The 25,639-nt window shown below is 66.7% G+C and carries 26 protein-coding genes and 2 pseudogenes; 3 read left to right on the top strand and 25 right to left on the bottom strand.

The window, feature by feature from the left end; genetic code table 11:
• Positions 1 to 18 precede the first annotated feature (18 nt).
• Genes E5P2_RS35335 through E5P2_RS35270 form a run of 14 tightly spaced genes read right to left on the bottom strand, consistent with a single transcriptional unit; the run spans position 19 to position 15,869 of the window.
• A complete protein-coding gene (locus tag E5P2_RS35335) occupies positions 19 to 1,035 on the bottom strand; it encodes a branched-chain amino acid ABC transporter permease (protein WP_162571730.1) in 1,017 nt (338 codons plus the stop codon).
• 24 nt (positions 1,036 to 1,059) lie between these two features.
• Positions 1,060 to 1,944, bottom strand: coding sequence for a branched-chain amino acid ABC transporter permease (locus E5P2_RS35330; protein ID WP_162571729.1), 885 nt, complete (start codon positions 1,942 to 1,944; stop codon positions 1,060 to 1,062).
• Positions 1,945 to 1,959: 15 nt separating this feature from the next.
• Positions 1,960 to 2,664, bottom strand: coding sequence for an ABC transporter ATP-binding protein (locus tag E5P2_RS35325; RefSeq protein WP_162571728.1), 705 nt, complete (start codon positions 2,662 to 2,664; stop codon positions 1,960 to 1,962).
• Positions 2,657 to 3,418 carry an ABC transporter ATP-binding protein gene (locus E5P2_RS35320; protein WP_162571727.1) on the bottom strand — a complete coding sequence of 254 codons (762 nt, stop codon included), beginning with the start codon at positions 3,416 to 3,418 and terminating at the stop codon, positions 2,657 to 2,659. The genes E5P2_RS35325 and E5P2_RS35320 overlap by 8 nt, the downstream gene beginning before the upstream one ends.
• Entirely contained in the window at positions 3,415 to 4,296 is an 882-nt protein-coding gene (locus tag E5P2_RS35315) for an SMP-30/gluconolactonase/LRE family protein (RefSeq protein ID WP_232081030.1), read from the bottom strand. Before E5P2_RS35315 ends, E5P2_RS35320 begins: the two co-directional genes overlap by 4 nt.
• A 16-nt stretch (positions 4,297 to 4,312) precedes the next feature.
• The gene (locus tag E5P2_RS35310) at positions 4,313 to 5,542 is read right to left on the bottom strand and encodes an ABC transporter substrate-binding protein (protein WP_162571726.1); all 1,230 of its coding nucleotides are present in this window, start codon (positions 5,540 to 5,542) and stop codon (positions 4,313 to 4,315) included.
• 36 nt (positions 5,543 to 5,578) lie between these two features.
• Complete coding sequence (locus E5P2_RS35305) at positions 5,579 to 7,909, bottom strand: acyl-CoA dehydrogenase (protein WP_162571725.1); 2,331 nt, start codon at positions 7,907 to 7,909, stop codon at positions 5,579 to 5,581.
• A 19-nt stretch (positions 7,910 to 7,928) separates the two neighbouring features.
• Positions 7,929 to 9,590: a 3-(methylthio)propionyl-CoA ligase gene (locus E5P2_RS35300; protein WP_162571724.1), complete on the bottom strand. Its 1,662-nt coding sequence runs from the start codon at positions 9,588 to 9,590 to the stop codon at positions 7,929 to 7,931.
• 24 nt (positions 9,591 to 9,614) lie between these two features.
• Positions 9,615 to 10,373, bottom strand: coding sequence for an SDR family NAD(P)-dependent oxidoreductase (locus E5P2_RS35295; RefSeq protein ID WP_162571723.1), 759 nt, complete (start codon positions 10,371 to 10,373; stop codon positions 9,615 to 9,617).
• An 11-nt stretch (positions 10,374 to 10,384) separates the two neighbouring features.
• Positions 10,385 to 11,443: a tripartite tricarboxylate transporter substrate-binding protein gene (locus E5P2_RS35290; protein WP_162571722.1), complete on the bottom strand. Its 1,059-nt coding sequence runs from the start codon at positions 11,441 to 11,443 to the stop codon at positions 10,385 to 10,387.
• Positions 11,444 to 11,446: 3 nt separating this feature from the next.
• Positions 11,447 to 12,154, bottom strand: coding sequence for a TetR/AcrR family transcriptional regulator (locus E5P2_RS35285; RefSeq protein WP_232081029.1), 708 nt, complete (start codon positions 12,152 to 12,154; stop codon positions 11,447 to 11,449).
• Positions 12,155 to 12,202: 48 nt separating this feature from the next.
• Positions 12,203 to 12,979 carry an enoyl-CoA hydratase/isomerase family protein gene (locus tag E5P2_RS35280; protein ID WP_162571720.1) on the bottom strand — a complete coding sequence of 259 codons (777 nt, stop codon included), beginning with the start codon at positions 12,977 to 12,979 and terminating at the stop codon, positions 12,203 to 12,205.
• A gap of 15 nt (positions 12,980 to 12,994) precedes the next feature.
• Positions 12,995 to 15,100, bottom strand: coding sequence for an acetate--CoA ligase family protein (locus tag E5P2_RS35275; protein WP_162571719.1), 2,106 nt, complete (start codon positions 15,098 to 15,100; stop codon positions 12,995 to 12,997).
• Between the two features lie 10 nt (positions 15,101 to 15,110).
• Positions 15,111 to 15,869, bottom strand: coding sequence for an SDR family NAD(P)-dependent oxidoreductase (locus tag E5P2_RS35270; RefSeq protein ID WP_162571718.1), 759 nt, complete (start codon positions 15,867 to 15,869; stop codon positions 15,111 to 15,113).
• Between the two features lie 79 nt (positions 15,870 to 15,948).
• On the opposite strand from E5P2_RS35270, the gene E5P2_RS35265 reads away from it, so the two are divergent.
• The gene (locus E5P2_RS35265) at positions 15,949 to 16,512 is read left to right on the top strand and encodes a nuclear transport factor 2 family protein (protein WP_162571717.1); all 564 of its coding nucleotides are present in this window, start codon (positions 15,949 to 15,951) and stop codon (positions 16,510 to 16,512) included.
• Positions 16,513 to 16,691: 179 nt separating this feature from the next.
• On the opposite strand, the gene E5P2_RS35260 is transcribed toward E5P2_RS35265, so the two are convergent.
• From E5P2_RS35260 to E5P2_RS35245, 5 genes and pseudogenes are all read right to left on the bottom strand, one after another.
• Complete coding sequence (locus tag E5P2_RS35260) at positions 16,692 to 17,408, bottom strand: TetR/AcrR family transcriptional regulator (protein ID WP_162571716.1); 717 nt, start codon at positions 17,406 to 17,408, stop codon at positions 16,692 to 16,694.
• A gap of 124 nt (positions 17,409 to 17,532) precedes the next feature.
• Positions 17,533 to 17,634: pseudogene (locus E5P2_RS38070) on the bottom strand (IS6 family transposase); the annotation flags it as partial.
• Positions 17,635 to 17,668: 34 nt separating this feature from the next.
• Entirely contained in the window at positions 17,669 to 17,815 is a 147-nt protein-coding gene (locus tag E5P2_RS35255; RefSeq protein WP_162571715.1) for a hypothetical protein, read from the bottom strand.
• Positions 17,816 to 17,880: 65 nt separating this feature from the next.
• Positions 17,881 to 18,156: a Zn-ribbon domain-containing OB-fold protein gene (locus tag E5P2_RS35250; protein WP_162571714.1), complete on the bottom strand. Its 276-nt coding sequence runs from the start codon at positions 18,154 to 18,156 to the stop codon at positions 17,881 to 17,883.
• 46 nt (positions 18,157 to 18,202) lie between these two features.
• A pseudogene (locus tag E5P2_RS35245) lies at positions 18,203 to 18,814 on the bottom strand (thiolase C-terminal domain-containing protein); the annotation flags it as partial.
• Here E5P2_RS35245 and E5P2_RS35240 point away from each other — a divergent pair.
• Entirely contained in the window at positions 18,771 to 19,178 is a 408-nt protein-coding gene (locus E5P2_RS35240; RefSeq protein WP_332107582.1) for an ATP-binding protein, read from the top strand. The pseudogene E5P2_RS35245 and the gene E5P2_RS35240 sit on opposite strands and share 44 nt — an antisense overlap.
• Before the next feature lie 148 nt (positions 19,179 to 19,326).
• Here E5P2_RS35240 and E5P2_RS35235 read toward each other — a convergent pair whose 3' ends face one another.
• The 6 genes from E5P2_RS35235 to E5P2_RS35210 are packed head-to-tail and all read right to left on the bottom strand — an operon-like array spanning position 19,327 to position 24,600.
• The gene (locus E5P2_RS35235) at positions 19,327 to 20,148 is read right to left on the bottom strand and encodes an N-acyl homoserine lactonase family protein (RefSeq protein ID WP_232081028.1); all 822 of its coding nucleotides are present in this window, start codon (positions 20,146 to 20,148) and stop codon (positions 19,327 to 19,329) included.
• A gap of 5 nt (positions 20,149 to 20,153) precedes the next feature.
• Positions 20,154 to 20,543 carry a carboxymuconolactone decarboxylase family protein gene (locus tag E5P2_RS35230; protein WP_162571713.1) on the bottom strand — a complete coding sequence of 130 codons (390 nt, stop codon included), beginning with the start codon at positions 20,541 to 20,543 and terminating at the stop codon, positions 20,154 to 20,156.
• Between the two features lie 4 nt (positions 20,544 to 20,547).
• Complete coding sequence (locus E5P2_RS35225; RefSeq protein ID WP_162571712.1) at positions 20,548 to 21,447, bottom strand: NAD(P)-dependent oxidoreductase; 900 nt, start codon at positions 21,445 to 21,447, stop codon at positions 20,548 to 20,550.
• A gap of 11 nt (positions 21,448 to 21,458) precedes the next feature.
• A complete protein-coding gene (locus E5P2_RS35220) occupies positions 21,459 to 22,397 on the bottom strand; it encodes an SDR family NAD(P)-dependent oxidoreductase (RefSeq protein ID WP_162571711.1) in 939 nt (312 codons plus the stop codon).
• A 40-nt stretch (positions 22,398 to 22,437) separates the two neighbouring features.
• A complete protein-coding gene (locus E5P2_RS35215) occupies positions 22,438 to 23,406 on the bottom strand; it encodes a tripartite tricarboxylate transporter substrate-binding protein (RefSeq protein ID WP_162571710.1) in 969 nt (322 codons plus the stop codon).
• Between the two features lie 33 nt (positions 23,407 to 23,439).
• Positions 23,440 to 24,600, bottom strand: coding sequence for a serine hydrolase domain-containing protein (locus tag E5P2_RS35210; protein ID WP_162571709.1), 1,161 nt, complete (start codon positions 24,598 to 24,600; stop codon positions 23,440 to 23,442).
• Between the two features lie 96 nt (positions 24,601 to 24,696).
• On the opposite strand from E5P2_RS35210, the gene E5P2_RS35205 reads away from it, so the two are divergent.
• Complete coding sequence (locus E5P2_RS35205; RefSeq protein ID WP_162571708.1) at positions 24,697 to 25,611, top strand: LysR family transcriptional regulator; 915 nt, start codon at positions 24,697 to 24,699, stop codon at positions 25,609 to 25,611.
• The last annotated feature ends 28 nt before the right edge of the window (positions 25,612 to 25,639 follow it).

Raw genomic sequence — 25,639 nt, 5'->3', positions numbered from 1 at the left:
ATCTCCATCGGTTTCGAATCAGGAAAATGGGTGTGCAGCGGCGTCCGCGGGGCCCCTGCCGCCCACCTCGGGCGCAGGCGCCGAAGGCGACAGAGGGGGGCGTTTGAACTTTGCATTGATCTCACCGACGATGCCGCGGCGAAACAGCATCACCACCAGCACGAACACCACGCCCTGCACGATCAGCACCACCTCGGCGAAACCCGAGAGCGCGTTCTCCATGCTCACCACGACCAGCGCGCCGACCACCGGGCCGAGCAGGGTCTGCAGGCCGCCGACGATGCCCATCAACAGCGCCTCGCCGGAGGTGACCCAGCTCACGTCGGTGAGCGTGGCGATCTGGAACACGATGCTCTTGATGCCGCCGGCCAGCCCCGCAAGGGCGGCCGAGAGCGTGAAGGCGAGCAGCTTGTAGCGATTGACGCGGTAGCCCAGCGAGATCGCACGCGGCTCGTTGTCGCGGATCGCCGTCAGCACCTGGCCGAAGGGCGAATACACCACGCGCCAGATCAGCCAGAAGGCGGCCACCACCGCGACCATCACCACGTAGTAGAGCGTGAGGTTGTCGTCGAGCTTCAAAAGGCCAAACAAGCTGCCGCGCGGCACGTTCTGGATGCCGTCCTCGCCGCCCGTGAAGGGCGAACGCAAGGCGATGAAATAGACGAGTTGCGCGCAGGCCAGCGTGATCATCGAGAACGCGATGCCGGCGCGCCGGATGGCGAGCACACCGGTGAGCGCGCCGATCGCCGCTGCCACGGCAGCCCCGAACAGCACGCCGAGCGCCGGATCGAAGCCCCAGACCTTGACTGCATGCGCGGTCGCATAGCCGGCCGCTCCGAAGAACATGGCATGGCCGAACGACAGCAGCCCGACATAGCCGACCATCAGGTTCAGCGAAGCGGCCAGCAGCGCGAAGCACATCAGCTTCATCAGGAAGATCGGATAGGCCACCCACGGCGCCGCCAGCAGCACGATCGCGCCACCGCCGAGCAGGAGCAGCCGGTGGCGCTCGAAAAAGGTAGGGGCTGGGGACATATGTCGTTTCTCCTTCCGGCGTCTTCAGCGCAGGCTGCCGAACAGGCCCTGCGGCCGGACCGCGAGCACGATCAGCATGACCACGAAAACCACCATGCCGGCGCCATCTGGATAGACCAGCTTGGTGATGCCCTCGATCACGCCGAGGCCGAAGCCCGCCACGATGGCACCCATGATCGAACCCATGCCGCCGATCACCACCACGGCGAAGACGACGATGATCAACTGCGAGCCCATCAGCGGATTCACCTGGTAGATCGGTGCCGCCATCACGCCGCTGAAACCCGCAAGCGCCACGCCCAGGCCGTAGGTCAACATCAGCATGCGCGGCACGCGCACGCCAAAGGTCCGCACGAGGTTCGGATTCTCGGTGGCGGCGCGCAGGTACGAACCGAGCTTGGTGCGCTCGATGACGAACCAGGTCAGGATGCACATGCCCATCGATGCGGCGATCACCCACAGCCGATACCAGGGGAAGAAGGCCAGCGGCGTGTCGAGCCCGCCGCCGATCGGGTTCGGATAGGGCTCGCCGGTGGCGCCGAACTTGTAGCGGAATGCGCCTTCGAGGATCAGCGCGAACCCGAATGTCAGCAGCAGCGCGTAGACGTGGTCGACGTGATAGAGCCGCCGCAGCAGCGTGCGCTCCAGCGCGATGCCGGAGAGGCCCACCAGCAAGGGCGCCAGCAGGAGGGCCCACCAGTAGTTCAGGCCCAGATACTCCAGCAGCCCCCAGGCCACGAAGGCACCGAGCATGTACTGCGCGCCGTGAGCGAAGTTCACCACGCGCAACAGGCCGAAGATGATCGCCAGCCCGAGGCTCATGAGCGAGTAGAGCGAGCCGTTGATCATGCCCACCAGCACTTGCCCGGCGATGGCGGCGAGCGGGAATCCGAAGAAGGTGTCCGGCATGAAGCTCTCCGGTCTTCAGACGCCCAGCAGCGCTTCGATGCGCGCCTGGTCGGTGGTCAATGTCCGTCGGTCGAACTCCTCCGCGACGCGGCCTTCCTCGATCACGTAGAAGCGATCGCCCACGCGGGAGGCGAAGCGGAAGTTCTGCTCCACCATCAGGATGGTGAAGCCGCGCTGGCGCAGGATGCCGATGGCCTGCCCGATCTTCTCGATGATCACCGGCGCAAGGCCTTCGGTCGGCTCGTCCAGCAAAAGCAACTTGGCGCCCGTACGCAGGATGCGCGCGATCGCCAGCATCTGCTGCTCGCCGCCCGACAGCCGCGTGCCGGGGCTCTTGCGCCGCAGCTTGAGATTGGGAAAGAGCGTGTAGATCTCGTCCAGGCTCATGCCACCCGGCATCAGCACCGGAGGCAGAAGCAGGTTCTCTTCGACATCCAGGCTTGCGAAGATGCCGCGTTCCTCGGGGCAATAGGCCACGCCCAGGCGCGCGATGTCTTCCGGCGCCATCCCTTGCGTCGGACGGCCGTTGATCGCGATGTGGCCGTGGCGCTTCGTCAACAGACCCACCACCGCGCGCAGCGTGGTGGTCTTGCCGGCGCCATTGCGGCCAAGCAGGCAGACCGCCTCGCCGGATCGAACCGTGAAGTCGACGCCATGCAGCGCCTGCGTTTCGCCGTAGAAGCCGGTCAGGCCGCGCACGTCCAGACAGATTTCAGGCATGGACACCTCCCACGTAAGCTTCGCGCACCAACGGGTCGTTCGAGACTTCGTCGTAGCTGCCTTCGGCAAGCACCTCGCCGGCCTGCAGCACGGTGATGCGGTCGCACAGTTCAGCCACGACCTTCATGTTGTGCTCGACCATCAGCACGGTGCGGCCCTTCGCCACTTGCGCGATCAGGCGCGTGACCGGGCCGATGTCCTCGTGGCCCAGACCGGCCATCGGCTCGTCGAGCAGGATCATTTCGGGTTCCAGCGCGAGCGTGGTCGCGAGTTCGAGCGCGCGCTTGCGGCCATAGGACAGGTCCGCGGCGACATGCTGTGCATAAGGCTCGAGGTTGACCGCCGCCAGCCGCTCGCGCGCGCGCGCAGTGTGGCGATCCAGCACCCGATGGCTGCGCCAGAAGGCGTAGGTGCCGCCGGCTTTGCGCTGCAGCGCCACCCTCACGTTGTCGAGCACGCTCATCTGGCCGAACACCGCCGAGATCTGGAACGATCGCACCATGCCCCCGATCGCCACGCCGGCCGGATCGCTGCGCGTGATGTCACGACCGTTGTAGTGGATGCGGCCGGCGCTGGCCGGGATGAAGGCAGTCAGCAGATTGAAGCAGGTGGTCTTTCCGGCGCCGTTCGGGCCGATCAACGCGTGAATGTCATGACGCCGCACGCACAGCGACACGTTCTTCACGGCATAGAAACCCAGGAAGGACTTGCTGAGGCCCTCCGTGCGCAGAATGAAGTCGCCCTCCGCGCTCATCCCAGCGCCTCGTCGTCGAAGAGCACTTCCGGCAGCCCGCGCACGCCGACGCCGTGGAAGGCCACCAGAGCACCCGCATCCGGATGGTCGCTGCGCAGCAGATTGCCGGAGTTGCTGATGCTCGTCAGATAGATCACGTCGAGCTCCGGCCCGCCGAAGCAGGGGCAGGTCGGGTACGGCACCGGCGAATCCAGCAGCAGCAGGAGCTTGCCGTCGGGCTGATAGCGGCCGAGCTTGCCGGAAAGCGGCAGCGCGATCCACAGGCAGCCCTCGGCATCGACCGTGGCACCGTCCGGCGGCGAGCCCTGAGCCTCGGTGCTGAACAGCGTGTGCCGGGGGCCGACCGCGCCGCTCACCGGGTCGTAATCGGCCACGCTCACCGCGCCGCTCAGGCTGTCGGCATGGTACAGACTGCGGCCGTCCAGGCTGAAGCAGGTGGCATTGGCCAGCGCGATGCCGTCGAAGAGCGCGGTCGCATCGCCGTTCTTTTCCAATCGATAGAAGCCGCCGTCGGGATCGCGCCGATGCATGACCATCGATCCGACGACGAATCGGCCCTGCCGATCGGTGCGGCCGTCGTTCATGCGCATGGTCGGCCCCTTGTGATGGATCTCGGCCAGCCGCAGCGTGGCGCCGCTTCCGAGGTCCATCAGATGGAAACCGTCTTCGAGCGACAGCACCAGGCGGCCGCGGCGCGTCAGCGCGATCGAGCCCACATCGCTCGGCGTGGCCCACTCGCGGTACGCACCCTTGGCCAGGCGCTGCACCCGGCGCGCCTTGGAGTCGATCCAGTACAGCGACTGGTCGCGCACGTCCCAGAGCGGGCATTCGCCCAGCCGGTCGCGCTGCTCGCCGATGATCTCGTGTCGGATGGTCATGCCGCTCGGGTGTCGCTCACTTCTTCACGAAGTCGCAGCCGCCTTCGGACAGTGGACGGAAGACATGCTCCGGCGGGATCGCGGCACCGACCGTGTAGAAGTCGTTCTTGCCCTTGGACCGGGCGGGCGTCTTCACTTCCACCGGATAGACCGGGCGCATCACCTGGCCGTCCTCGCGGATCTTCACGTCCTTCGACATGAAGTCGTTCACCGGCGTGGCTTTCATGTTGGCGACGACCGCGGGGCCGGCATCGGTGCCCGTGGCCTGCACGCTCTTCAGGTAGTGCGTCACCGCGCTGTAGACACCCGCCATGATGTAGGTGGGCACCACGCCGTTGTTGCGTTCCATGAAGCGCTTGCTCCAGGCGCGCGAAGCCTCGTCACGATCCCAGTAGAAAGGCACCGTGATGTTCAGCCCCTGCGCCGTGTCCAGACCCATCGCCGACACGCTGTTGATGGTCATGCCGAACACGCTCACGATCTGGCCGCCCTTGGTGATGTGGAACTCGGCCGCCTGCTTGAGCGAGTTGGAAAGATCCAGCCCGGCATTCAGGATCACGATGGCCTTCGCGCCGCTCGACTGCGCCTGCAACAGGTAGGAGGAAAAATCGGTGGTGCCCAACGGATGCTTGACCGAGCCGACCACCTTGCCGCCACCCTGCTCGATGAAGCGCGTGGCCTCGGCCTGCAGTGCGGCGCCGAAGGCGTAGTCCACCGTGACGAAGAAGAAGGTCTTGACGCCCTTGTCGAGCAGCGTCTTCACGCCGGCCTTCGGCAACGAGTAGGTGTCGACCAGGAACTGGAAGCCCATGGGCGAGCAGGCCTTGCCGGTGAGATCGGAGGTCACGGTGCCGGCGATGAGATAGGGCTTCTGCTTCTCTTTCATCAGCGTCTGCACGCCGAGCGCAATCGACGAGGCCGAACCCCCGACGATCGCGTCGACCTTGTCGGTGTCGAGCCATTTGCGCGCCGCGTTGAGCCCGACGTCGGGCTTGTTCTGGTCGTCGACCGTCACCAGCTCGATCGGCTTGCCATTGACCTTGCCGCCGAAATCTTCGATGGCCATGCGTGCCGCCACCACCGAGCCGGGACCGCCATTGCCCGAGTAGGGACCGCTCAGGTCCGCCATGAGGCCGATGCGCACCACGTCGTCCGAGATCTGCGCATGGGCGAAGCCGGCCGCGGCCAGCGCGGCTGTCGCGAAGACGGCACGCAATGCCGTGAGGGAGTGCCAAAGTCTCTTCATCTTGATGTCTCCTGCTGTCGTCGTTGGTTGAAAGGGTCAGCGGCCCGAAGGCAGCGCCAGGATCTGCTTGGCGAGGATGTTTCGCTGGATTTCATTGGAGCCGCCGAAGATCGCCGGCATGCGCGAATCCAGGTACTGGTTCATCACGTCCACTGCGATGCCGTCGATTTGCACGTCGTCGATCTGACCTCCGTGATCGCCCGCGAGCTGCACCAGTTCGTCGGTGATGCGCTGGTAGGTCTCGGTGCCCCAGACCTTGAGGTACGAGACTTCGGGCCCGAGCTCCTCGCCGCTGCGCAGGCGTCCCATGAAGAGTTCGAAGGCCGACTTGAGGTCGCGCACGTCCAGCACGAGCTGCGCGTAGCGGTCGCGGAAGTCCGCGAGCTGCAGCGCGCGCGTCGCCTGGGCCAGCCGGTCGAGCTGGGCCAGCGCGTACTCGCACTGACGCGGCGTGCCGAAGAAGATGCGCTCCTCGCGCAGGAAGGAATTGGCCACGCTCCAGCCATCGTCGATGCGACCGACCACGTTCGAGACCGGGACGCGGACGTGGTCGAAGAAGACTTCGCTGAACTCGCCCTCGCCTTTCAGATTGACGATCGGCCGGACCTTCACGCCGGGCGTCTTGAGGTCGATCAGCAGGAAAGTGATGCCGCGCTGCTTGGCGCCTTCGACCTTGCTGGTGCGCACCAGCGCGAACATCCAGTCGGCACCCGGGCCGAGCGTGGTCCAGGTCTTCTGGCCATTGACCACCAGGTCGTCGCCATCGCGATCGGCGCGCGTGCGCAGGCTCGCGAGGTCGGAGCCGGCGTTCGGTTCGGAGTAGCCCTGGCACCACATGATCTCGCCGCTCAGGACGCGCGGCAGGTGATAGCCGATCTGCTCGGGCGTGCCATGCATCAGCAGCAGCTTGCCGATCGCGAGGCCGTGGTCGGGAATGCGCGCGCAGCCATGCCGGGCGATCTCCTCGGCATAGATCACCTGCTTGATGGCGGACAGGCCCATGCCCCCGGCCGACTTGGGCCAGGCCGGCGCGAGCCAGCCCTTCTTCGAGAGCGACTGGTACCAGTCGGAGATGTCGGCGTAATAGGCACGCTTCTTCATGAAGCGCTTCTCGGGCGGGTAGTGGGACGCGATCCAGGTGGCGAGCACGCGGCGGAACTGCTCGTCGGACAGATCGGCCACGTCGACGCCGTCCGCCACCGTGAGCGGCTCGCTGTCGGCGCTGCGCACGCGCCCGGTCTTCAGCAACTCGCCGAGAAAGCTCGTACGCTGCCACAGCGAATTGCCAAGCCAGGCAGAGAGCGCCAGCGCGCGCTTCAGGTAGAGCCCGATGTCGGTTTCGTCGGCGATGCCCATGCCGCCATGCAGATGGATGGCGTTCTTGCCGACGAAGAGCGCAGCGCTGCCGGCGCGGGCACGCGCTGCGCGCAGCGACTGAACGCGCGTCGCGTCGTCCGCGGGCCGGGTCCAGTCGAGCAGCGCGTTCTCGGCCGAGGCACGCGCCAGTTGGCACTGCATCCACATGTCGACCATGCGGTGCTGCAGCGCCTGGAACGAGGCGATCGGCTTGCCGAACTGGACGCGCTGCGACGTGTAGGCGACGGTGATTTCCAGGGCACGCTCGGCCAGGCCCACCAGTTCGAAGGCGCTGGCGAGGCGCGCCAGTTCGATCGCGTCGGCGACCGCGTCGCGCACCGCCGGGCCGCGCGCGAGGCAGGCGTGCGTCTCCAGCCTCACGCCCGAAAGATCCAGGTCGCCGAAATTCAGTCCGTCGATCGTGCGCATGCTGCGGACCGGGGCGTCCTCCACCCAGAACAGCGCAGGGCCGCCATCCTGCTGCGCATAGACCAGAAAGCCGTCGGCGGCATCGGCCAGCGGCACGAAGCGCTTGACCGCGCCCTGCGCGTCGTCCGACTCGAAACGCCAGCCCGAATCGCTGCGCACGGCGCGCAGTCGCACATCGTCGACGGACAGCGCGCCCGCCGTCTCCTGCCAGGCCAGCCCCACCAGCTTGCTGCCCGCCAGCACGCCGTCGAGCAAGGACCGCACAGCCTGCGACTGCGCGGCCAGCGGCACCAGCGCCTGCACCACCATGAGGCCGCAGGCCACGAAGGGTTCCGGTGCGAGGCCTCGGCCGAGTTCGCTGGCGATCAACATGGCTTCGGCCGCGCCGAGTCCGTGACCGCCGAGCGATTCGGGCACGAGCACGCCGCTCCATCCGGCCTCGGCCATGTTGTGCCAGACGGCGCGGTCGACGGGAAGCGGCTGCTCGCGCAACCGGCGCACCCGCTCGGGCCCCGGCTGTCGCTCGTGGAAGTCCTGCACGCTATCGCGCAGCATCGTCTGGGTTTCGTCGAGATGAGTCATGAAATGAAGTGGCGTGAAGCTAGGCGCCACGACCGATGGCGACTTCGTCCGTTGGCAGCGGGTGGGCGCGGAACTGCTCGCGCAAGATGAGCTTCTGGAGCTTGCCGGTGGCGGTGTGAGGCAAGGTGTCGACGAAGACCACATCGTCTGGCATCCACCACTTCGCCACCTTGCCGCTCATGAAGTTCAGGATCGACTCGCGCGTCGGCCGGGCGCCGATTTTCGCGACGATGAGCAGCAGCGGCCGTTCCTGCCAGCGGCTGTGGGCGACGCCGATCACGGCCGCCTCCTGCACCTCGGGATGGCCCATCGCCGCGTTCTCGAGATCGATGGACGAGATCCATTCGCCGCCGGACTTGATCACGTCCTTGGAGCGGTCGGTGATCTGGACGAAGCCGTCGGCATCGAGCGTGGCCACGTCACCCGTCGGGAACCAGCCCTGGTCGTCCACCGCATCCGCATCGGCGCGGTAGTAGCCGGATGCCACCCACGGGCCGCGCGCCTTCAGGTCGCCGAAGGCCTTGCCATCGTGCGGCAGCGGCTGGCCGTCCTCGCCGAAGATCTCGATCTCGACGCCGTAGATCGCACGGCCCTGCCTGGCCTGCATGTCGTAGCGCTGCTGGAGGCTGAAATCGCGGTGCTTGTCCAGCGGCGTGCCGATGGTGGCCAGCGGGCTGGTCTCGGACATGCCCCAGGCATGGATCACATAGGCACCGAAGAGCTCTTCGAATTTCTGGATCATGGCGCGCGGCGCGGCCGAACCGCCGACGACCAGGCGCTTGAGCACGATCTGCGAGAGGTCGAGCGAATCGCGATGGCGCTCGATGTAGTCGAAGAGGCCGAGCCACACCGTGGGCACGCCCAGCGAGAAGTTGCAACGCTCGTCTCGCAGCAGGCGGTAGATGTTCTCTCCCGAGAGATGCGGGCCGGGCAGCACCAGCTTCGCGCCGCACATCGCGCCGGCATAGGGCACGCCCCACGCATTCACATGGAAGAGCGGCACGACCAGCAGCACGCTGTCGCGTGCCGAGACGGCCAGTCCGTCGGCTGCGCAGGCGAGAAAGGAATGCAGCACCGTCGAGCGATGGCTGTAGAGCACGCCCTTGGGATTGCCCGTGGTGCCGGAGGTGTAGCAAAGCGACGAGGCGGTGTTCTCGTCGAAGACCGGCCACTCGCAGTCGGCGGATGCCTGGGCCAGCAGGTCCTCGTAGCACAGCAGGTGGGGCAGCGGCACATCGGGCATCTGCGCGCGTTCGCACATCGCGACGAAGCCCTTCACGCGCCCAAGCTGCGGGGCCAGCTCGGCCAGCGTGGCCGCGAAGCTGATGTCGAAGAAGACGTAGCCGTCCTCGGCATGGTTGACGATATAGGCGATCTGCTCGGGAAAGAGCCGTGGATTCACGGTATGCAGGACGGCCTGCATGCCCGAGACGCCGAAGTAGAGCTCCAGATGCCGATGCGTGTTCCAGGCCAGCGTCGCGACCCGGTCTCCCGGCTCCACGCCCAGCCGGGCCAGGGCGTTCGCCAGTCGCTTGGCGCGCTGCTGCACCGAGCGCCAGTCGCTGCGATGGATGCTGCCGTCCACCATGTGGCTGACGATCTCGCGGTCGCCGTGGTAGGCGGCAGCGTGGTCGATCAGCCCGGAGAGCAGCAGTGGTCGTTGTTGCATCAGGCCGTGCATGGCTTGTTCCTTTTCCGACGCCTGTCAGTGGTAGCTGCGCCCGCCGTCGACCGCCAGCACGATGCCGGTGACGAAGGACGACTCGGCGCTGCTCAGGTAGAGCGCGGCCAGCGCGATCTCGTGCGGCTCGCCGATGCGGCCCAGGGCGTAGCGCGGGCCGACCTGCTCGCGCAGCGCCTCGGGCGAATAGCCGCCGCGCACCATCGGCGTATCGACCGCTCCCGGGCAGACCGTGTTGACCCGCACCAACGGCGCCCATTCCATCGCGAGCGAACGGCTCATCGAGATCACGCCGGCCTTCGATGCCGCGTAGGCGCTGCGCTGCTTGAAGGGCGACAGGCCCTGCCCGGAGGCAAAGTTGACGATCGTTCCTCCGCCGGCGTCGCGCAGATGCGGCAGACAGGCGCGGCAGACGATGAAGCTGCCGGTGAGGTTCACGTCCAGCACGCGCCGCCAGTCGGCCAGGCTCACCTGATCGGCCCAGTCGGTATTGGCGATGCCTGCCGCGTTCACCACGCCGTCGATGCCGCCCAAGGCCGCGCAGGCCTCGGCCACGGCACACTCGACCGCGGCTTCGTCGGTGACATCGGCTTCGAGGCCGATCGCGTCGGCGGGCAGCGCCGTCGGGCGCTGACGGTCCAGCGCAGCGACACGCGCGCCGGCCGCGCCGAACAGCGTCGCCACGGCTTGTCCGATGCCCGAGGCGGCGCCGGTGACCAGGATGCGTCTGCCGGCCAGCCGGCCGGCAACCTGCACGGCCGAGATGTCGACGGGTGTGTGCATGGGCATGGCCCTCAATTCGCCTTGATGTTCTTGCTGCGGATCACCGGACCCCAGCGCTCGGACTCCGCCTTCAGGTAGGCGGCGAATCCGGCCTGCGTCAGGAGCAGGGGCTCGACCCCGGCGCGGTCGATGGCTTCGCGCATTTCGGTGGTCTCGAGCACCGCGCGGATCTCGGCATACAGCCGCGCCTGCAGCGGCTTCGGCGTGGCTGCGGGCAACAGCACGCCGAACCAGCTGGCGGTCGCGAAGTTGGCGAGTTCCGGCACACCGGATTGCGCGATCGGCTTGAGGTCCGGCGCGAGGGGCGAAGGCTTGAGCGAGCTGACGCCGATGGCTTTCAGCTTGCCCGCCTTCACGAACGACAAGGAGGCCTTCGAGTCGAACATGCCCTGCACCTGCCCACCGACCAGATCGGTCAGCGCGGGCCCGTTGCCGCGATAGGGCACGTGCACGATCTGAACGCCGATCTGCGAAGCGAACAGCTCGGCGCCGATGTGCGGGCTGGAGCCGTTGCCCGATGAGGCAAAGGTGAACGGCTTGCCCGAGCTTCGCATGTACTTGACCAGCGAAGGCACGTCATCCGCCGGCACCGAGGGATGTACGAAGAGGATGGCCGGCGCCACCGCGACCATGGCCAGCGGCTCCAACGCGCCTTCCTTGTAGGGCAGGTCCGGCATCAGAAAAGGGTTGGTCGTGTAGCCGAAGCTGGTCACCAGAAGCGTCCGGCCGTCGGCCGGAGCGCGGGCCGCCGCAGCGGTGCCGATCACGGTGCCGCCGCCGGCGCGGTTCTCTACCATCACCGGTTGGCCCCAGCGCACGGACAGGCGCTGGCTCAACGCGCGCGCCAGGTTGTCGGTGAGCCCGCCAGCCGCGTAGGGAACGATGAGCGTCGTCGGGCCGTGCAGGAAGGGTGCATCCGCCGCGCTCTGCGCGAACGAAGCCGGCGGCGACAGCAGCGCGACCGCCGCGAGCAAAGCGGCCGCGCGATGCAGCAGCCGCGCGGCGAAACTCGTTCGTCCGGCCGACCGGTAAGTACCGATATTGCGCTTCGGCTCGAGAGACTTCTTCATGATTCAGGCAGATGTCGTTCCGACCGTGCGGCGCCGCTTCTGCGCGCGCGGCGTGGTGATGGACGACGTAACCGGTGCGTCGGAGACCGACGCTTCCGCATTGCCGCGTGCCTCGACGCACAAGCCCTGCAGCGCCATGTCCAGAAACTGCGCCATCACTTGCGCAGCCGAGAGCCGACCGTCCGGCCGATGCCAGTGGCTCATCTGGTTGAGTCCCGAAAGAAGGAAGCGGCCGGCCAGCGCCGGATCGACCGCGCGCAGCTCGCCGCTCTCGACACCTTCGGCGATGCAGCATCGAAGCAGGCTCTCGTAGCGGTCACGCAGCGCGATCGCCGCGAGATGCTGCCCTCCCCTGCCGCCTTCGTGAAAGGCACGGGAGCCTGCGATCCAGCGGTCGCGCGCGTGGTCGAGCACGTGGGCCGAGGCCAGCATGAACGCGCGGATGCGCGCCGTGGGCGAATCCACCAGCGCCACCGCGCCGCACACGTCGTCGAACAGCGCCTGCATCGAATCGACCACCACGCGCTCGTACAGCGCTTCCTTGTTGGGGAAGTAGTAGTACAGCGCGGCCTTGGTGATGTCCGCCGCTTCCGCGATGTCGCGCAGCGAGGTGCGCTCGAATCCGTCGCGCGCGAACAGCTGCCTGGCGATGGCCAGCAACTGGCTCTCGCGCGATTCGAGCGCCGCGGGGCCGATCGACGTGGCGGGCATTCGGTGCAGTTGCATGGCAGCGTGACGAGCGAAGCGAGGGATCGAAGCTCAACGGCCGGTGAAGACCGGTTTGCGCTTCTCGAAGAACGCCTTCTGAGCTTCCTTGGTGTCCTCGGTCTTCGAAAGGGCCACGGTGTTGCCCTGCTCGTAGCGGTAGGCATCGCGCGGCGGCATCGTCAGCGTCAAGCGGGCTGCCTCCTTCGCCAGGCGCACCGCGATCGGGCTCTTGGATGCGATCTCGCGCGCGATGTCCATCGCGTAGGGCATCAGTTCGGCGGCCGGCAAGCAAGCCTCGACCAGTCCGAGCCGATAGAGTTCTTGCGCGGTCACCTGCATGCCGGTGTAGAACATGCGCCGTGCGCGCGACTGGCTGAAATGCTTCTGCAGAAAGGTCACGCCGCCGGCCAGGCCGACGTTGATTTCAGGCATCGAGACATACGCGTCTTCCGAGGCGACCCAGATGTCCGAACCCATGACCAGGCCGAAGCCTGCCCCGAGCGCGGCGCCGTTGATTGCGGCGATCACGGGCTTCGAGCATTCGACCACCGCGTAGTACGACTCGCGCACGATGCGGTTGTGCCGCCCATAGGCGCCCGGCGTGGCGGCGAGATTCGGCCGCTCGCGGATGTCGGCGCCCGCCGAGAAGCATTTGCCGGCGCCGGTCAACACGATCACGCTGACGTCATCACGGTCGCTCAGCTCGTCGAACACCTGGATGAGCTCGTTGCGCAGGTCGGCATTCTGCGCATTGACCGGCGGGCGATTGAGCGTGACCACCGCGATGCGGTCTTCGACGGTCAAGAGAAGGGTCTTGAAGCTGTCCATGAGCGTTCCTTGTTACTAGTGGGAAAAGACGGCGGCCTGGCGAGTGGAGATCAGTGCATCCAGGCACACCGCGCCTTGGGGTTTGACGACGAAGGGATTGATGTCGATACCGGCCAGTTGGTCTGCATGACGCACCGCGAATTCCGACAGTCGGCCGAGCGCATCCGCCAGGGCCGCCGTGTCGAAGGCCGGCCCCCCGCGCCAGCCCTTCAACAGGGCCGACGAGCGCACCGCATTCACGAGCGAGTTCGCTTGCGCGGGCGACAGCGGCGCGGAGGCGAAGGCCACGTCCTTGAACAACTCGACCGCGGTACCGCCGAGGCCGAACATCACCATCGGGCCGAACACCGGGTCCATGTGAATGCCGATGATGGTCTCGACGCCGCCCTTGACCATCGGCGCGATCAGCACGCCGTCGATCCGGGCCTGCGGCGCGCGTTCGGCGGCGCGGGACATGAGCGTGTCGTAAGCGGCCAGGACCGACGGCCGGTCCGGCAGGTCCACCAGGACACCACCGACTTCGGTCTTGTGCGGAATGTCGGCCGACACGATCTTCGCCACCACGGGGTAGCCCATGCCATCGGCCGCGCGCGCCGCGGCCTCGGCACTGTTGCAGATCTGCTCCGGGAGCACGGGGATTCCGGCAGCGCCGAGGATGGCCTTCGCCTCGGCTTCGGTGGCGGCCGGCGGCAACGCTTCGGCGATGGCGGTGGGAGCGACAAGGCGGCGCAGCTGGCGCCGCAGGCGCGCCATGCGCGCCGCGCCGCCGACGGCACGCACCGCGCGCGACGGGTCGGCGAAAACCGCGACGCCGGCGGCCTCCAGCCGCTGGGTCACCGACGGGTCGGACAACATCACGAGTACCAGCGGTTGCTGCGGATGTTTCGCGCGCAGTTCGATCAGGTGTTGCTCGGTCGCTGCGAAGCGAGTGGGCGAGAGGCCCACGTGCGCGAGGTACGCGAACAGGCTGCCGAATGGCGAACCCGGCAGCAGCATGGCTTCGAGGGTGCGCGGCACGCCGTCGGGCACGGACGTTACTTGTGCGGTCGTGTCGTAGGGATTGGCCGGAACAGCAAAGGGCAACAGCTCGCGCAGCGCTTGCTCCGACTGGGCGGTCAGCGGCGGCAGTGTCAAACCCAAGTCGGTAGCGTCATCCGCCATCAGGATGCCGATGCCGCCCGAGCCGGTCATGATGCCGATCTGCTCGTTCGCAGGCAGATGTCCGCAGACGGCGCAGAGATGCGCGATGTCGAGCATTTCCTCGATCGAACTCGCGCGATGGGCACCACATTCGGCGAATACTGCGTCGTAGATCGCATCGTTGCCGGCGAGCGAACCGGTGTGCGTGGCCGCCGCGGCGGCACCGACCTCGGTGCGTCCGATCTTCATGATCACCACCGGCTTGCCCGCCTGCGCCGCCTTGCACAGCGCGGCGCGCAGGCGCGCGCCGTCCTTGCAGGCTTCGAGCGCGGCGCAGATCACCCGCGTGTCGGCGTCGTCCACCAGGTAGTCGATGCATTCGGCCACGTCGACGTCGGCCTCGTTGCCGGTGGCGATCACCCGGCTCAGCCCGATGCCGCGCAGTGTCGCCATGCCATAGGCGGCCGAGCCGAATGCGCCGCTCTGCGTCGCCATGCCGATCACGCCCGGCTTGGGCCGCAAGCCGTTGAGCGCGGTGGAGAAGGTGGCGTAGAAGTTGGCGGAGGGATTGAGCAGGCCGAGCGCATTGGGTCCGACCATGCGCATGCCGGATTCGCGGCAGATGCCCACCAGCCGCGCCTGCAGTTCGGCACCGGCTGCGTTCGCCTCGGCGAAGCCGGCGGTGAAGACCTGCACCACCCTCACACCCTTGAGAGCACAGTCCTGCAATGCGGCCTCCACCCCGGACACCGGCACCGCGACGATCGCATGGTCCACCGGACCCGGCACGTCGGCCAGGCTTGCATAGGCAGGCAGGCCCTGGATCTCGGCGGCACCGCTGCGGTTGACCGGATACATGGCACCGGCAAAGCCGGCTTCGACCAGGAAGCGAAGCGGACGGCCGCCGATGCGCTCGGGGTCAGAAGACGCGCCGATGATCGCCACCGACGACGGAAAGAAAAGCGGATGAAGGGGATGCATGCCGGATGGATCAGAGAAAGGCGTGCGTCACGCCGCCGTCGACGAGCAAGGATTCGCCGGTGATGAAGCCGCTGTCGCTGCTGGCCAGGAAGAGTGCAGCGCGCGCGATATCTTCAACCTGCCCGAGCCGGCCGACCGGCGTGCGCGCGATTCGCTTGGCGATGCCGGCCTCGTCCACGTTGATGCTCACGCCCTCGGTCATGATGGTGCCGGGCGAGATCGCGTTGACGCGGATCTTGCGCGGACCCAGCTCCACGCCGAGCGCACGCGTCAGGCCGAGCACGCCCGCCTTGACGCCGCAATAGATCACGCCGTTGGGCATGCCGAGATAGCCCGCGGCCGAGGCGATGTTGATGATGCAGCCGCCACCATTCTTTTCCATCAGCGGTGCCGCGACCTGGGTGCCCCAAACGACCGAGTTGAAGCCGGTGCCGACCATGCGTTCCAGCATCTGTGGCGTGACCGCGTCGATCGGCCCGTAGCGGACCCAGATCGCGTTGTTGACCAGCACGTCGAGCCGGCCGAACTCGCGCTCCATCGTGTCTACCGCGGCTTCGAAGGTGCCGCGCTCGGCCACATTGCCGCTGCACGCGACGGCCTTGCCGCCCTGCTCGCGGATCGCCTGCGCAGCGCGTTCGGCATTGTCCGCCTTGATGTCCAGCACGCCCACTGCCGCGCCTTCTGCCGCGAACGCATCGCAGATCGCGCGGCCGATGCCTTGCGCGCCGCCAGTGACCAGTGCAACCTTGCCAGCCATTCGAGAGGTCATGCTTGTTTCCCGCTTTCTGTGCAAAATTCTACCGGCCGGTTAGTAAGTCGGCGATCCACAATCACCTAGGAGATACCCTATGAATGCAAACGTTCTGGAGCGCCGCGTCGGCGAACTCATGGACCGAGAGGCGATCCGCGAGTGCATGAACCGCTATTGCCGCGGCATCGACCGCCAGGACGAGGAAGCCTTGCGCAGTGCCTACTGGCCGGACGCCACCGACCGTCACGGCGCCTACCAGGGCAGCGCCGCCGGCTTCATCGACCGTGCGCTGGAAACGCTCGCCACGCGGGGCGAACGCTCGATTCACAACATCACCAATTTGTCGATCGAACTGCACGGCAGGCAGGCCGCGGTCGAGACCTACTTCCTGGCACTCCAGCGCGACCGTGATGACGAGGGCCGACCGCGCGCCGTCTTCCTGGCCGGGCGTTACGTGGACCGGTTCGAGAAGCGCGCGGACGAATGGCGCATCGCGGCGCGCACCGTGGTCTATGACTGGATGCGCCCCCTCGACGTGGCCGAGGGCAGCGAGGCCGAGCGCTTCGGCCCGCGCACGCCGATCGGTGGCACGAAGCCGGACGATCCGCTCTACGCGTTGCTGGCAGAGATGCGAATGGCGCCAGCCACCCGCTCGGATTGATGCCGGCAACTGATGTCCGCCAGAACGAACGACGCGCCGGTGACGGGGGCGGCCGAGTACATGTCGACGCGTGCGCAGTTCGGCCGATCGCTCTCTGCCAAACAGGCCGTGCGCCATCCGCTGGCTCGCCAGCGGCCTCGCACGGGAGTCCGCGCACGCGGCCGTTCACAAGCCCGAGGTCAGGCTTTGCCAGCCTTCGGCGTCTTCCTCGATGGGCCGACCGACCGGATCGTCGTCACAGCCGAGTCGCGCCGCCGCGAAGTCGTCTGCGCCTCGTGTGTCCTCATGCCGATCAGGATGATCTCGAGGTATTGCTCGATCACCTGGCGTGGCGTGAGCGGCCCGTCGCGCTTGATCCAGCGCGTCATCTGGTTGAGGGTGGAAAGCAGCAGGCGGCCCGCGATGGCCGGATCGACCTTGCGGAATTCGCCGGACGCCACACCCTCCGCGATGCATGAGCGCAAGAGCTTCTCGAACTTGTCGCGGCGCCCGACCGCGGCGGCGCGGATCTGCGGCCCCATGCTGGACCAGAACACGTTCGATCCGGCGATCCATGCATCGGGCGCGCCGGCGAACACGTCCGCCGCACTGAGCATGAAGGCGCATACCTTTTCGGTTGCGCTCCCGGCCTGCACGACAGCCTCGCTGACCCGGTCGATCAGGGCCTGCAGGCTGTCGACCACGATCTGCTCGTAGAGCGCTTCCTTGTTGGGAAAGTGGTAGTAGAGCGCGGCCTTGGTGACGCGCGCTTCCTCCGCGATGTCGCGCAGCGAGGTTCCGGCGTATCCGCGAGCTGCAAACAGGCGCGACGCAATCTCGATCAATTGCGTGGGGCGATCTTCCACCGCGTCGACCTTGATTGCTTTCGTGCCTCGTGCTGCTTTGCCGCTTGCCATCCGTGCCCTCGTGTTGCGCATGAATATACGTCATGCGTGGCCGAGGCGGACGGCGACGGCAAGCCCTGGTACGGCTTTGTCACGTTCGCGATGGCAGGTTGAAAAATGGCTGGAGATGGATTTTTCAGAAGGCGGCGCACGGAGTTTGGGCGACGTCGGTGAAAAGGCGCCAGGCGTCGAAGCGCGCGGCCAGTTGCTTGCGGTAGGGCGATGCGCGCAGCAGATGGTGCGCTGCCCCCGGGGATTCGTAGCGCGTGGGTCTAGAGTCCGATCAACCCGAGCTGGACTTCGGTGGCCGTGTTGCCGTCCTCGGCGCTTGCGGCGACGGATGCAAGGACAGCCAAAGCTGTCAATGCGCCGATTCCGGTTTGGCGAAGCACCCACGGGTTCAAGACTTTCTCAAACATATGCTGTCTCCTCTGATCTATTGAAATTCGCCGGCTTCATGCAAGGTGACGAAGCACGGCTCGGGTCACGTCAGCTCGGCGTGAACATGGGCAACGGCGCGTGCGGGCGCCGCGGTCCTGTCAATGGCGAGCGAATAGATCTCGCCATCGCCGCGCGCCCTTTCCCACACGGTTTCGCCCATGCAGTAGGGACACAGCGGCCGCGGGTACCAATGCAGCGAGCCGCAATGCCGGCAGCGCCGCACCAGGAGCTCTGCTCGCCGGATGCCGGCCCAGAATGCCTGGTTTGCCAGGTCGTTGTACGGGACACGTGTACCCGGCGTGGCTTGGGTTGCAGTCATCGTGTCATTGCCTTTCGAGGATGAGGGTGCCGCTGCCGTGGCGGGATCCCAGGTCCTCGAGCTGCATCAGGACCGTGATGGTGAAGCTGTCATAGATCGATGCGTACTGGATGTCCGCCGGCTTGACGCCTGCCTCCTCGAAGGCCCGCGGACCGGAAATGGCGGCGGCCGACCAGGTGAGGTCCACCTGACCGTTCTGCAATCCCTTGACCGCCTCTCCCGCGCCCAGGACATTGACCACCGGGCGCCGCAGGGACCGCGCGACGTCGGGATGGACGACCACCAGCGCACCGCCACCGTCGCTCACCACGCAGCAATCGAGCTTGTGCAGGGGCCCGGAGATCAGCGGCGACGCCAGCACTTCCTCGGTGGTCACCACCTTGCGCAGCATCGCGCTCGGATTCAGGGCCGCATGGGTCGACGCAGCGACCTTGATCCAGGCCAGCTGCTCGCCGGTCGTTCCGAATTCATGCATATGGCGCGCAGCAACAAGGCCATACAGATTGAGGATCGAGGCCTTGAAAGGCTGCTCCCACGGCAGGTCCGGCGCGGTCAGGTCCGGACTGCGCCCGGGCAAGCCCGCTGCACCGTCGCTGCGCGGGCGCCCGGCCAGGGTGATCAGGGCCACCCGGCACTTGCCCGCCGCGATCGCCTGCGCGTGTCGCTACCAGGGCGCGGATACGGTCGAGTTTCTCTACGACACCGAGCGCGAGGCCTTCTACTTTCTCGAGATGAACACGCGCATCCAGGTCGAGCACCCGGTCACCGAGATGATCACGGGCATCGACCTCGTGGGCGCGCAACTGCGCCTTGCGATGGGCGAGCGCCTGCAGGACGAGTTCGCGCAGTCACGCATCGCAGCCAAAGGCCATGCGGTCGAAGTGCGCGTCTATGCCGAAAATCCGAGCAGGAACTTCATGCCCAGCCCGGGCCTGCTGGTCGAGTTCGAGCTGCCGGAGATGGAAGGCATTCGCCTGGACACCGGCTATCTGCCCGAAGCTCACGTGCGGCTCATCGGTTGACACGCGGCCGGATTCGCAAGAGGAAGTGCGGAAGTCTTCCTGAGTGACGCCGGCCATCGCTGTCGTGGCGGCCGGGCAGGAGACCCTGAACCCTTGTTGGGTCACACTCGCGGCAATCGGAGGCCCATCTATTGAACGCGAGCTGGTATCAGTCGCTGCTCGACTCGAAGTTGATGGGATCGAGGTCCACGCGTGCGACCCGACCCCGCAAGCTCGCCGTGGCCGGAGGAAATCGCACGAGGACCTGCGGGTCGTGGCCCGGGATGATGTGTTCCGGGGAATCCGCGAGCTGTCGCAGCCGATGCCATCCTTCCACCATCTCGCCCACGTTCGCCACGATCGGAAAGGGCCGCTCCTCGTGCATGTTGCGGTAGTAGTGGCTGGCGTCCGAGGCGAGCACGATCCATCCGCGTGCGGTGTGCACCCGCACCACCTGCAGGCCGAGCGTGTGGCCACCGATCAGGTGCACGCTGATACCCGGGGCGAGCTCCGCGTCGCCGTCGTGGAAGCGCACCCTGCCGCCATAGACGTTCTGGACCATTCCGATGACGTCGAACACACTGTAGGCCTCGTGCATGCAGCGATGCGCCATGTAGCGCCCGGTCGCATACTGCATTTCGCGGTCCTGCAAGTGGAAGGTGGCAGCGCCGAAGAGGTCGCAGTTGCCCGCGTGGTCGTAGTGCAGGTGCGTGATGATCACGTTGCGGACTTGCTCCGCCCGCAGGCCGACGAGCCCGATCGCCTCGGCCGGGTTGTGCAACAGCCGTCGGCCACGCGCATCGGCCGCCGATTGGTTGAATCCGGTGTCGACGACCCACTGCGCGTCCGGTCCCTTCAGCACCCAGACGAAGTAGTCCATCGGCATGGGCCCGTCATGGCCGTCGCCGCCGATGAAGTTGGCCGAGGCCGTGCGTGCGTGCTCGGCGTACTTGACGGCATAGACCTCGTAAACGGGGACCGCATCTGCCACCGCCGTCAGCCCTCGAAAGTCTTGATCGCCTCGCTCGCCACCCGGAACGATTCCAGTGCTGCCGGCACGCCCACATAGATGGCCGTCTGCATCAAGGCCGCTCGGATCTCTTCCTGCGAGCAGCCGTTGCGCAGCGCGCCCTGAAGGTGAAGCTTCAGTTCGTGCGGACGGTTGAGTGCCGTCAGCATGACGATGTTGAGAAGGCTGCGCGTCTTGAACGGCAGTGCGTCGTCACCCCAGACCTCGCCCCAGCAATAGCGGGTGACCAGGTCCTGCATCGGACGATTGAAATCGTCCGCCGCAGCCCACGACCGCTCCACGTGCACGCCGCCCAGCACGGCCTTGCGGTTCTCGAAACCACGTTGGAACGCGGGATTGTCTTCGTATGCCGACATACAACTACTCCTTTGGAATTGCCGCGCCGGACAGTTGCTCGAGCATCCGGTGCATGGTGGTGAAGTCGGCCCCATCGCCGAAGCGGGCCGCCGTCATGGTGAGGATCTGCCGGGCGACACTGCCCACCAGCATCGGAACGCCCAGCGCATCGGCTTCCTCCAGGCACAGTCGAACGTCCTTCTGCGACAGCGCGAGGGCGAAGCCGAAGTCGTAGGTTCGCGGCAGGATGTGCTTCGGGATCTTCGTCTGCGAGGCGTTGCTGGCACCGCTGCTCGCATTGATCACGTCGAACATGAGCTTGGGATCCAGCCCCGCTCGTTCCGCCAGCACGACCGCCTCGCTGCTGGCCGCAATGGCCACGACCGAGAGGAGATTGTTGATGACCTTGACCATCTGCCCATGTCCCGGCACCGGGCCGCAGTGGCGAAGTGTTCCCAGATGCTGCAGGACGGGACTGCACAGCTCGATCGCGGCTGCGGATCCGGCCGCCATCAGCGTCAGCGTGCCTTTCTCCGCGCCCGCCACGCCGCCGCTTACCGGACAATCCAGCACTTCCGCCAGGCCGCCCGCGGCGATGGCCCGCGCAACCTCGGCCGCCACCCTCGGACCCGTGGTCGACAGGTCCACGAACACTTTCATGCGACGGCCGTGCACCGCGCCGTCCTCTGCCAAGGCGACCTGCCTGACCACGTCGGGCGTGGGCAGGCTCGCAAAGACCACGTCCGCCGCGTCGGCGACTTGCCGAGGCGTGGTGCAAACGACGGCGCCGCGCTTCTCCAGGTCGTCGTCGGCAGACAGGGAAGGGTCGCTGATCAGCAGGCGAAAGCCGGCGGCTGCCAGCCGCCCTGCCATCGGTCTGCCCATGCGGCCCAGACCGATGAATCCAATTGCGAGTTCAGACAATGTCGTCTCCTTCAGTTGTGTGCGCCGTCGAGCCGCGCTGGGTCGATGTCAAAGGCGTCGGAAGCGGGCTGCAGCGCCAGGGCCTGTGCGGTGGCCTCGTCGAACCAATGGATGTAGCTCAGACGTCCCTCGTCGGTCACCACTTCATCGGGAAAGGCGTTCAGCATCGCTTCGGCGAAGGCGCGCACATGCGCCTTGTTCTCCGCGTGGGCAATCACGTAGAACTCGTTGTGCCGGATGGCGCGAACCACGCGCCGCCCCAGCACCTCGGGCTCGATGCCGATTTCCTGCAGCGACGGCATGGCGTAGGACGCGGATGCGGGCGCGTGCGTCCGGTAGCGCTCCGGCCGCAAGAGTTCGGATCGGCGCACGTCGGACCGGGTCGCGCCGGGACACAGCACCGTGACCCCGATGTTGTGCTTGCCGACCGACAGGCGCAGCGAGCCGGAGAGGCCGTGCACGGCGAACTTGCTCGTCGTGTAGATGCCGCCCCAGGCCGGTGCCGGCACCAAGCCGGCGATGGAAGACGTGTTGACGATATGCCCGCCCTCGCCATGGCGCCTGATTCTGGGAAGGAAGGTCACGATGCCGTTGATCACTCCCTGCAGGTTCACGCCGAGAATCCAGTCCCAATCCTCGAAGCTTGCTTCGTCCATCGGAATGGGACTGCTCACGCCCGCGTTGTTGCACAGGACGTGAATCTTCCCGAAGGCTTGCTCGGTCTCGTCCGCCGCCCTCGCCATATCTCCGCGATCGGCGACATCCACCTTGCAAAAGCGCAGCGAGCCGCTGTGCGCATGCAACCTGGCGCGTGCCTGCTCGAGGTGCTCCTCCGAGAGATCCGCCAACATCACGTTCATGCCCTCGCGCAGGAAGCATTCCACCATCGCCAGGCCGATGCCGCTGGCACCGCCTGTCACGAAGGCCGTCCGGCCGTTCAAGTCTTTCATCGTTTGTTCGAGACAGATAGCGTGATCGTCGCCTGATCCATCAGCCCTCGAGCGTGATGTTGAAAGCCTTGACGGCTTTCTCCCAAGACTCGGATTCAGTCCTGAGCTGCGCGGGGAAATCCGCGACGGCGCTGGCACGTTGCAGCGACATGCGCTCCAGTACAGCGCCAACGCCCGGACTGCCCAGCGCCTGCTCGAGGGCCGCCCGGATGGATGCGACTGCCGCAGCCGACGTCTGCCGCGGAGCGAACAGGCTGTGGCGGTCTGCCACGACCACGTCGTAGCCGATCTGCGTCAAGGTCGGAACGTCCGGCATGAACGTGGAGCGCTCGTTGCCGGTGAGCGCCAGCAGCCGCAGCTTGCCGGCGCGCACGTGCTCCATGCCACCTGCCAGCGACGCGACGCACACCGGAATCTCGCCGCCGAGCAGCGCGATGAAAGCCGGCGCATCTCCTTGATAGGGCACGGTCTGCCATTCCGCCCCGCTCGCGCGGCCCAGCAGCAATGCCGCGAGATGCGGCGTGGACCCGAGGCCCGTGATTCCGCAGCTGCGCTTGCTGGGTTCGCTCTTGAGCCACTTGACGACTTCCGGCAGCGTACGCAGGTTCTCGGGCGTCCCAGGTCCGGCATACACGCCGAGATCCAGTCGTGCGATCGGCGCAATCGGCATGAAATCGCGCGCGAGGTCATAGCGCACGCTCTTGTACAGATGCGGTGCCAGCGTGAGGACCGAACCTGGCGAGACCAGCAACACGCTGCCATCGGCAGGCGCATGACCCACCACGTCGACCGCGATGCGCCCGCCGGCACCCGGCCGGTTCTCCACGATCAACGGCACGCCGAGCGATGTCTTCATGGGTTCGAGCAACGCGCGCGCGAGCACGTCCGCCGCACCCCCGGGCGGAAACCCCACGATCAGCCGCGTGGTGCGCTGCAACTGCGCGGCGGCGGGCAAGGCCAGCGCGGCCGTCATCGCGGCGCTGCTCAGGGCAAAGGATCTTCGGTTCATGCTCATGGTTGTCGTCTCCGGGTTGTCATGGGTTCATCGCGCGGCGCCGACCACCATGTCGGACAGGCGCTGGAAGCGCTCGATATTCGGTGCCTGCGGCAAGAGGCCCGTGGTACAGCACACGAAGCTCAGGTCCAGCGCGGGGTCGACCCAGAACATGGAAGACCCGGCGCCGTAGTTGCCGAAGGTCTCCGGCGATGTCAGTGTGCCGAACTGGTGGTGCACGATGGCTTCGCCGCGCACGCTGAAGCCGAGACCGATGTAAGCCGGCGGCGGCGTCCAGCCGGCCCGCAACGCGACCGCCTGATACAGCTCGTTGGGCATGTCGCCGGTCCAGTTGCGGCGCGCGAGCTGCAGCATGCGCGGCGACAGGATGCGCACCCCATCCAGGGCCCCGCCTTGTCGCAGCATCTCGGTGAAACGCCACAGGTCGGAAACCGTGGAACAGGCGCCGACGTGCGGTGCCTCGTTCGATTCCTGCTCGAACAGGCCGTGCCGCCCCGGATCGTCACGCCCGCGCACCGGGATCGGGATCACGCCTCGAACGTCCGGGACCACCTTGCGCGGCTTCAGGTCGGGGCGGACGCCGAAGGAGGTGTCTCGCATGCCGAGCGGCTCGAACAGGTCCTCGCGCGCGATATCGCGGAACGCGCGTCCCTTGGGGTCCGAGCGACGCAGCATCTCGCCCATGAGCACATGGTTCACCACGGGCGCGTAGTCGCAGCGGCTGCCCGGCGTTGCCACGCCCGGCACGTTGTCGATCACGGCCTGCAGCAGCTCGTCGAGACGGTCCTCGTACATGTCCGGCTTGGGCGTCCAGACACCGGGCATGCCCGCGGTGTGGGTCAGCAGGTGCAAGAGCGTGGCGGCCTCGCGCGGGGCGCCCCTGAATTCGGGGATGACGTCCGAGACGCGGCTCGTGAAAGAGAGCCGGCCGAGCTCGATCGCGCGCAGCGCCAGTACGTTGGTGAAGGCCTTGGTCAGCGAAAAAATGCTGAAGACCGAATCGATCGTCAGGCCTTGCGTGCCGGGGCCGCCGACGGTACCGATGGCCGACTCCTGGACCAGTTGTCCGCCTCGCCCGACACGGATCACCGCACCGTGATAGAGGTCGCGTTCGACGTCAGCCTCGATGGCAGCGCACAGCAGGCCGAGGCGGTCGGCATCCATGCCCGATGGTGGCAACGTGTTCATTTTTCTCCTGCGAATATCGTGTTCCGGCGCGGATTGGACGCCGCCTCTCGCTATGTTGTAAAAGGAAATAAATTCATTGATTCATGAAGGATGCATATGTCTGTGACGATCCGACAACTGCGGGCATTCGCCGGCGTCGCGGAGGCTGGCAGCTTTACCGCCGCAGCAGCGCAGCTGAACCTCACCCAGTCCGCGCTGTCGGTACTCGTTCGCGAACTGGAGGCGGAAGTCGGTGTCCGGCTCTTCGATCGGCATACACGCGGTGTTCTGCTTTCCGAGGCCGGCCGCGAGTTCCAACCCCGGGTGAGAGGCTTGCTCTCGGACCTGAACGAGGCATTGAGCAGCGTCGCGGAGCTTGGCGCGCGCAAGAAGGGTTTCGTGCGCCTGGCCGCACCGCAGCTGATTGCCTCGGCCGTCCTTCCCGAGGTCATCGCCGTGTATCGCAAGAAGTTCCCAGGCATCGAGGTGCGGCTGACGGACACCCTGCCGGAGAACCTGCTCGAAGAACTGGCATCGGGTCGTGCCGAACTGGTGTTCGGGCATGAGCTGCCTCACGGCGAGAGCGTGGAAGGCACGGTTTTCCTGGAAGACCCCTTCTGGCTGATCTGCCGTTCCGACGACCCTCTGGCGCGCCGGCGCAGGGTGGCGTGGACCGACATCGCATCTCGCACCTTCATCGGACCCACGCGCGATTTCCGCCAGCGGCTGCTGCCAGAGTTGGAGGTGCGCACCCGCGAGCGGATTGCCGCGGCGGGCACACAGGACGTTTCCTATCTGACGACGGCGCTCGGGCTCGTGATGGCGGGCCAGGGAATCACCGTCGGGCCGAGCTATGCGGCCCGGCTGGTGCGCGCCTACGGTCTGCGAATGATCGAGCTCGGCTCGCCGGTGTTCAAGCGCCGGGTGTCCGTCTACCGCGTTGTCCGGCGAGGACCGTCGCCAGCAGCCGCGGCCTTCATCGAGACCCTGAACGAAGTCATCCGCACGCAAGCACGCAAAGCGCGCGCGTGAACGGATGCGTATGCTCGCGGCCTCATTC

The sequence above is a fragment of the Variovorax sp. SRS16 genome, assembly GCF_901827165.1.
GTDB lineage: Bacteria > Pseudomonadota > Gammaproteobacteria > Burkholderiales > Burkholderiaceae_C > Variovorax.
Note: the sequence above shows the minus strand (reverse complement) of the source record. Positions and strands in the feature narration are given on the sequence as shown.

Coding starts and splice junctions, on each gene's coding strand:
- E5P2_RS35335 (WP_162571730.1), bottom strand. CDS start 1,035: ATGTCCCCAGCCCCTACCTTTTTCGAGCGCCACCGGCTGCTCCTGCTC.
- E5P2_RS35330 (WP_162571729.1), bottom strand. CDS start 1,944: ATGCCGGACACCTTCTTCGGATTCCCGCTCGCCGCCATCGCCGGGCAA.
- E5P2_RS35325 (WP_162571728.1), bottom strand. CDS start 2,664: ATGCCTGAAATCTGTCTGGACGTGCGCGGCCTGACCGGCTTCTACGGC.
- E5P2_RS35320 (WP_162571727.1), bottom strand. CDS start 3,418: ATGAGCGCGGAGGGCGACTTCATTCTGCGCACGGAGGGCCTCAGCAAG.
- E5P2_RS35315 (WP_232081030.1), bottom strand. CDS start 4,296: ATGACCATCCGACACGAGATCATCGGCGAGCAGCGCGACCGGCTGGGC.
- E5P2_RS35310 (WP_162571726.1), bottom strand. CDS start 5,542: ATGAAGAGACTTTGGCACTCCCTCACGGCATTGCGTGCCGTCTTCGCG.
- E5P2_RS35305 (WP_162571725.1), bottom strand. CDS start 7,909: ATGACTCATCTCGACGAAACCCAGACGATGCTGCGCGATAGCGTGCAG.
- E5P2_RS35300 (WP_162571724.1), bottom strand. CDS start 9,590: ATGCACGGCCTGATGCAACAACGACCACTGCTGCTCTCCGGGCTGATC.
- E5P2_RS35295 (WP_162571723.1), bottom strand. CDS start 10,373: ATGCACACACCCGTCGACATCTCGGCCGTGCAGGTTGCCGGCCGGCTG.
- E5P2_RS35290 (WP_162571722.1), bottom strand. CDS start 11,443: ATGAAGAAGTCTCTCGAGCCGAAGCGCAATATCGGTACTTACCGGTCG.
- E5P2_RS35285 (WP_232081029.1), bottom strand. CDS start 12,154: ATGCCCGCCACGTCGATCGGCCCCGCGGCGCTCGAATCGCGCGAGAGC.
- E5P2_RS35280 (WP_162571720.1), bottom strand. CDS start 12,979: ATGGACAGCTTCAAGACCCTTCTCTTGACCGTCGAAGACCGCATCGCG.
- E5P2_RS35275 (WP_162571719.1), bottom strand. CDS start 15,100: ATGCATCCCCTTCATCCGCTTTTCTTTCCGTCGTCGGTGGCGATCATC.
- E5P2_RS35270 (WP_162571718.1), bottom strand. CDS start 15,869: ATGACCTCTCGAATGGCTGGCAAGGTTGCACTGGTCACTGGCGGCGCG.
- E5P2_RS35265 (WP_162571717.1), top strand. CDS start 15,949: ATGAATGCAAACGTTCTGGAGCGCCGCGTCGGCGAACTCATGGACCGA.
- E5P2_RS35260 (WP_162571716.1), bottom strand. CDS start 17,408: ATGGCAAGCGGCAAAGCAGCACGAGGCACGAAAGCAATCAAGGTCGAC.
- E5P2_RS35255 (WP_162571715.1), bottom strand. CDS start 17,815: ATGTTTGAGAAAGTCTTGAACCCGTGGGTGCTTCGCCAAACCGGAATC.
- E5P2_RS35250 (WP_162571714.1), bottom strand. CDS start 18,156: ATGACTGCAACCCAAGCCACGCCGGGTACACGTGTCCCGTACAACGAC.
- E5P2_RS35230 (WP_162571713.1), bottom strand. CDS start 20,543: ATGTCGGCATACGAAGACAATCCCGCGTTCCAACGTGGTTTCGAGAAC.
- E5P2_RS35220 (WP_162571711.1), bottom strand. CDS start 22,397: ATGAAAGACTTGAACGGCCGGACGGCCTTCGTGACAGGCGGTGCCAGC.
- E5P2_RS35215 (WP_162571710.1), bottom strand. CDS start 23,406: ATGAACCGAAGATCCTTTGCCCTGAGCAGCGCCGCGATGACGGCCGCG.
- E5P2_RS35210 (WP_162571709.1), bottom strand. CDS start 24,600: ATGAACACGTTGCCACCATCGGGCATGGATGCCGACCGCCTCGGCCTG.
- E5P2_RS35205 (WP_162571708.1), top strand. CDS start 24,697: ATGTCTGTGACGATCCGACAACTGCGGGCATTCGCCGGCGTCGCGGAG.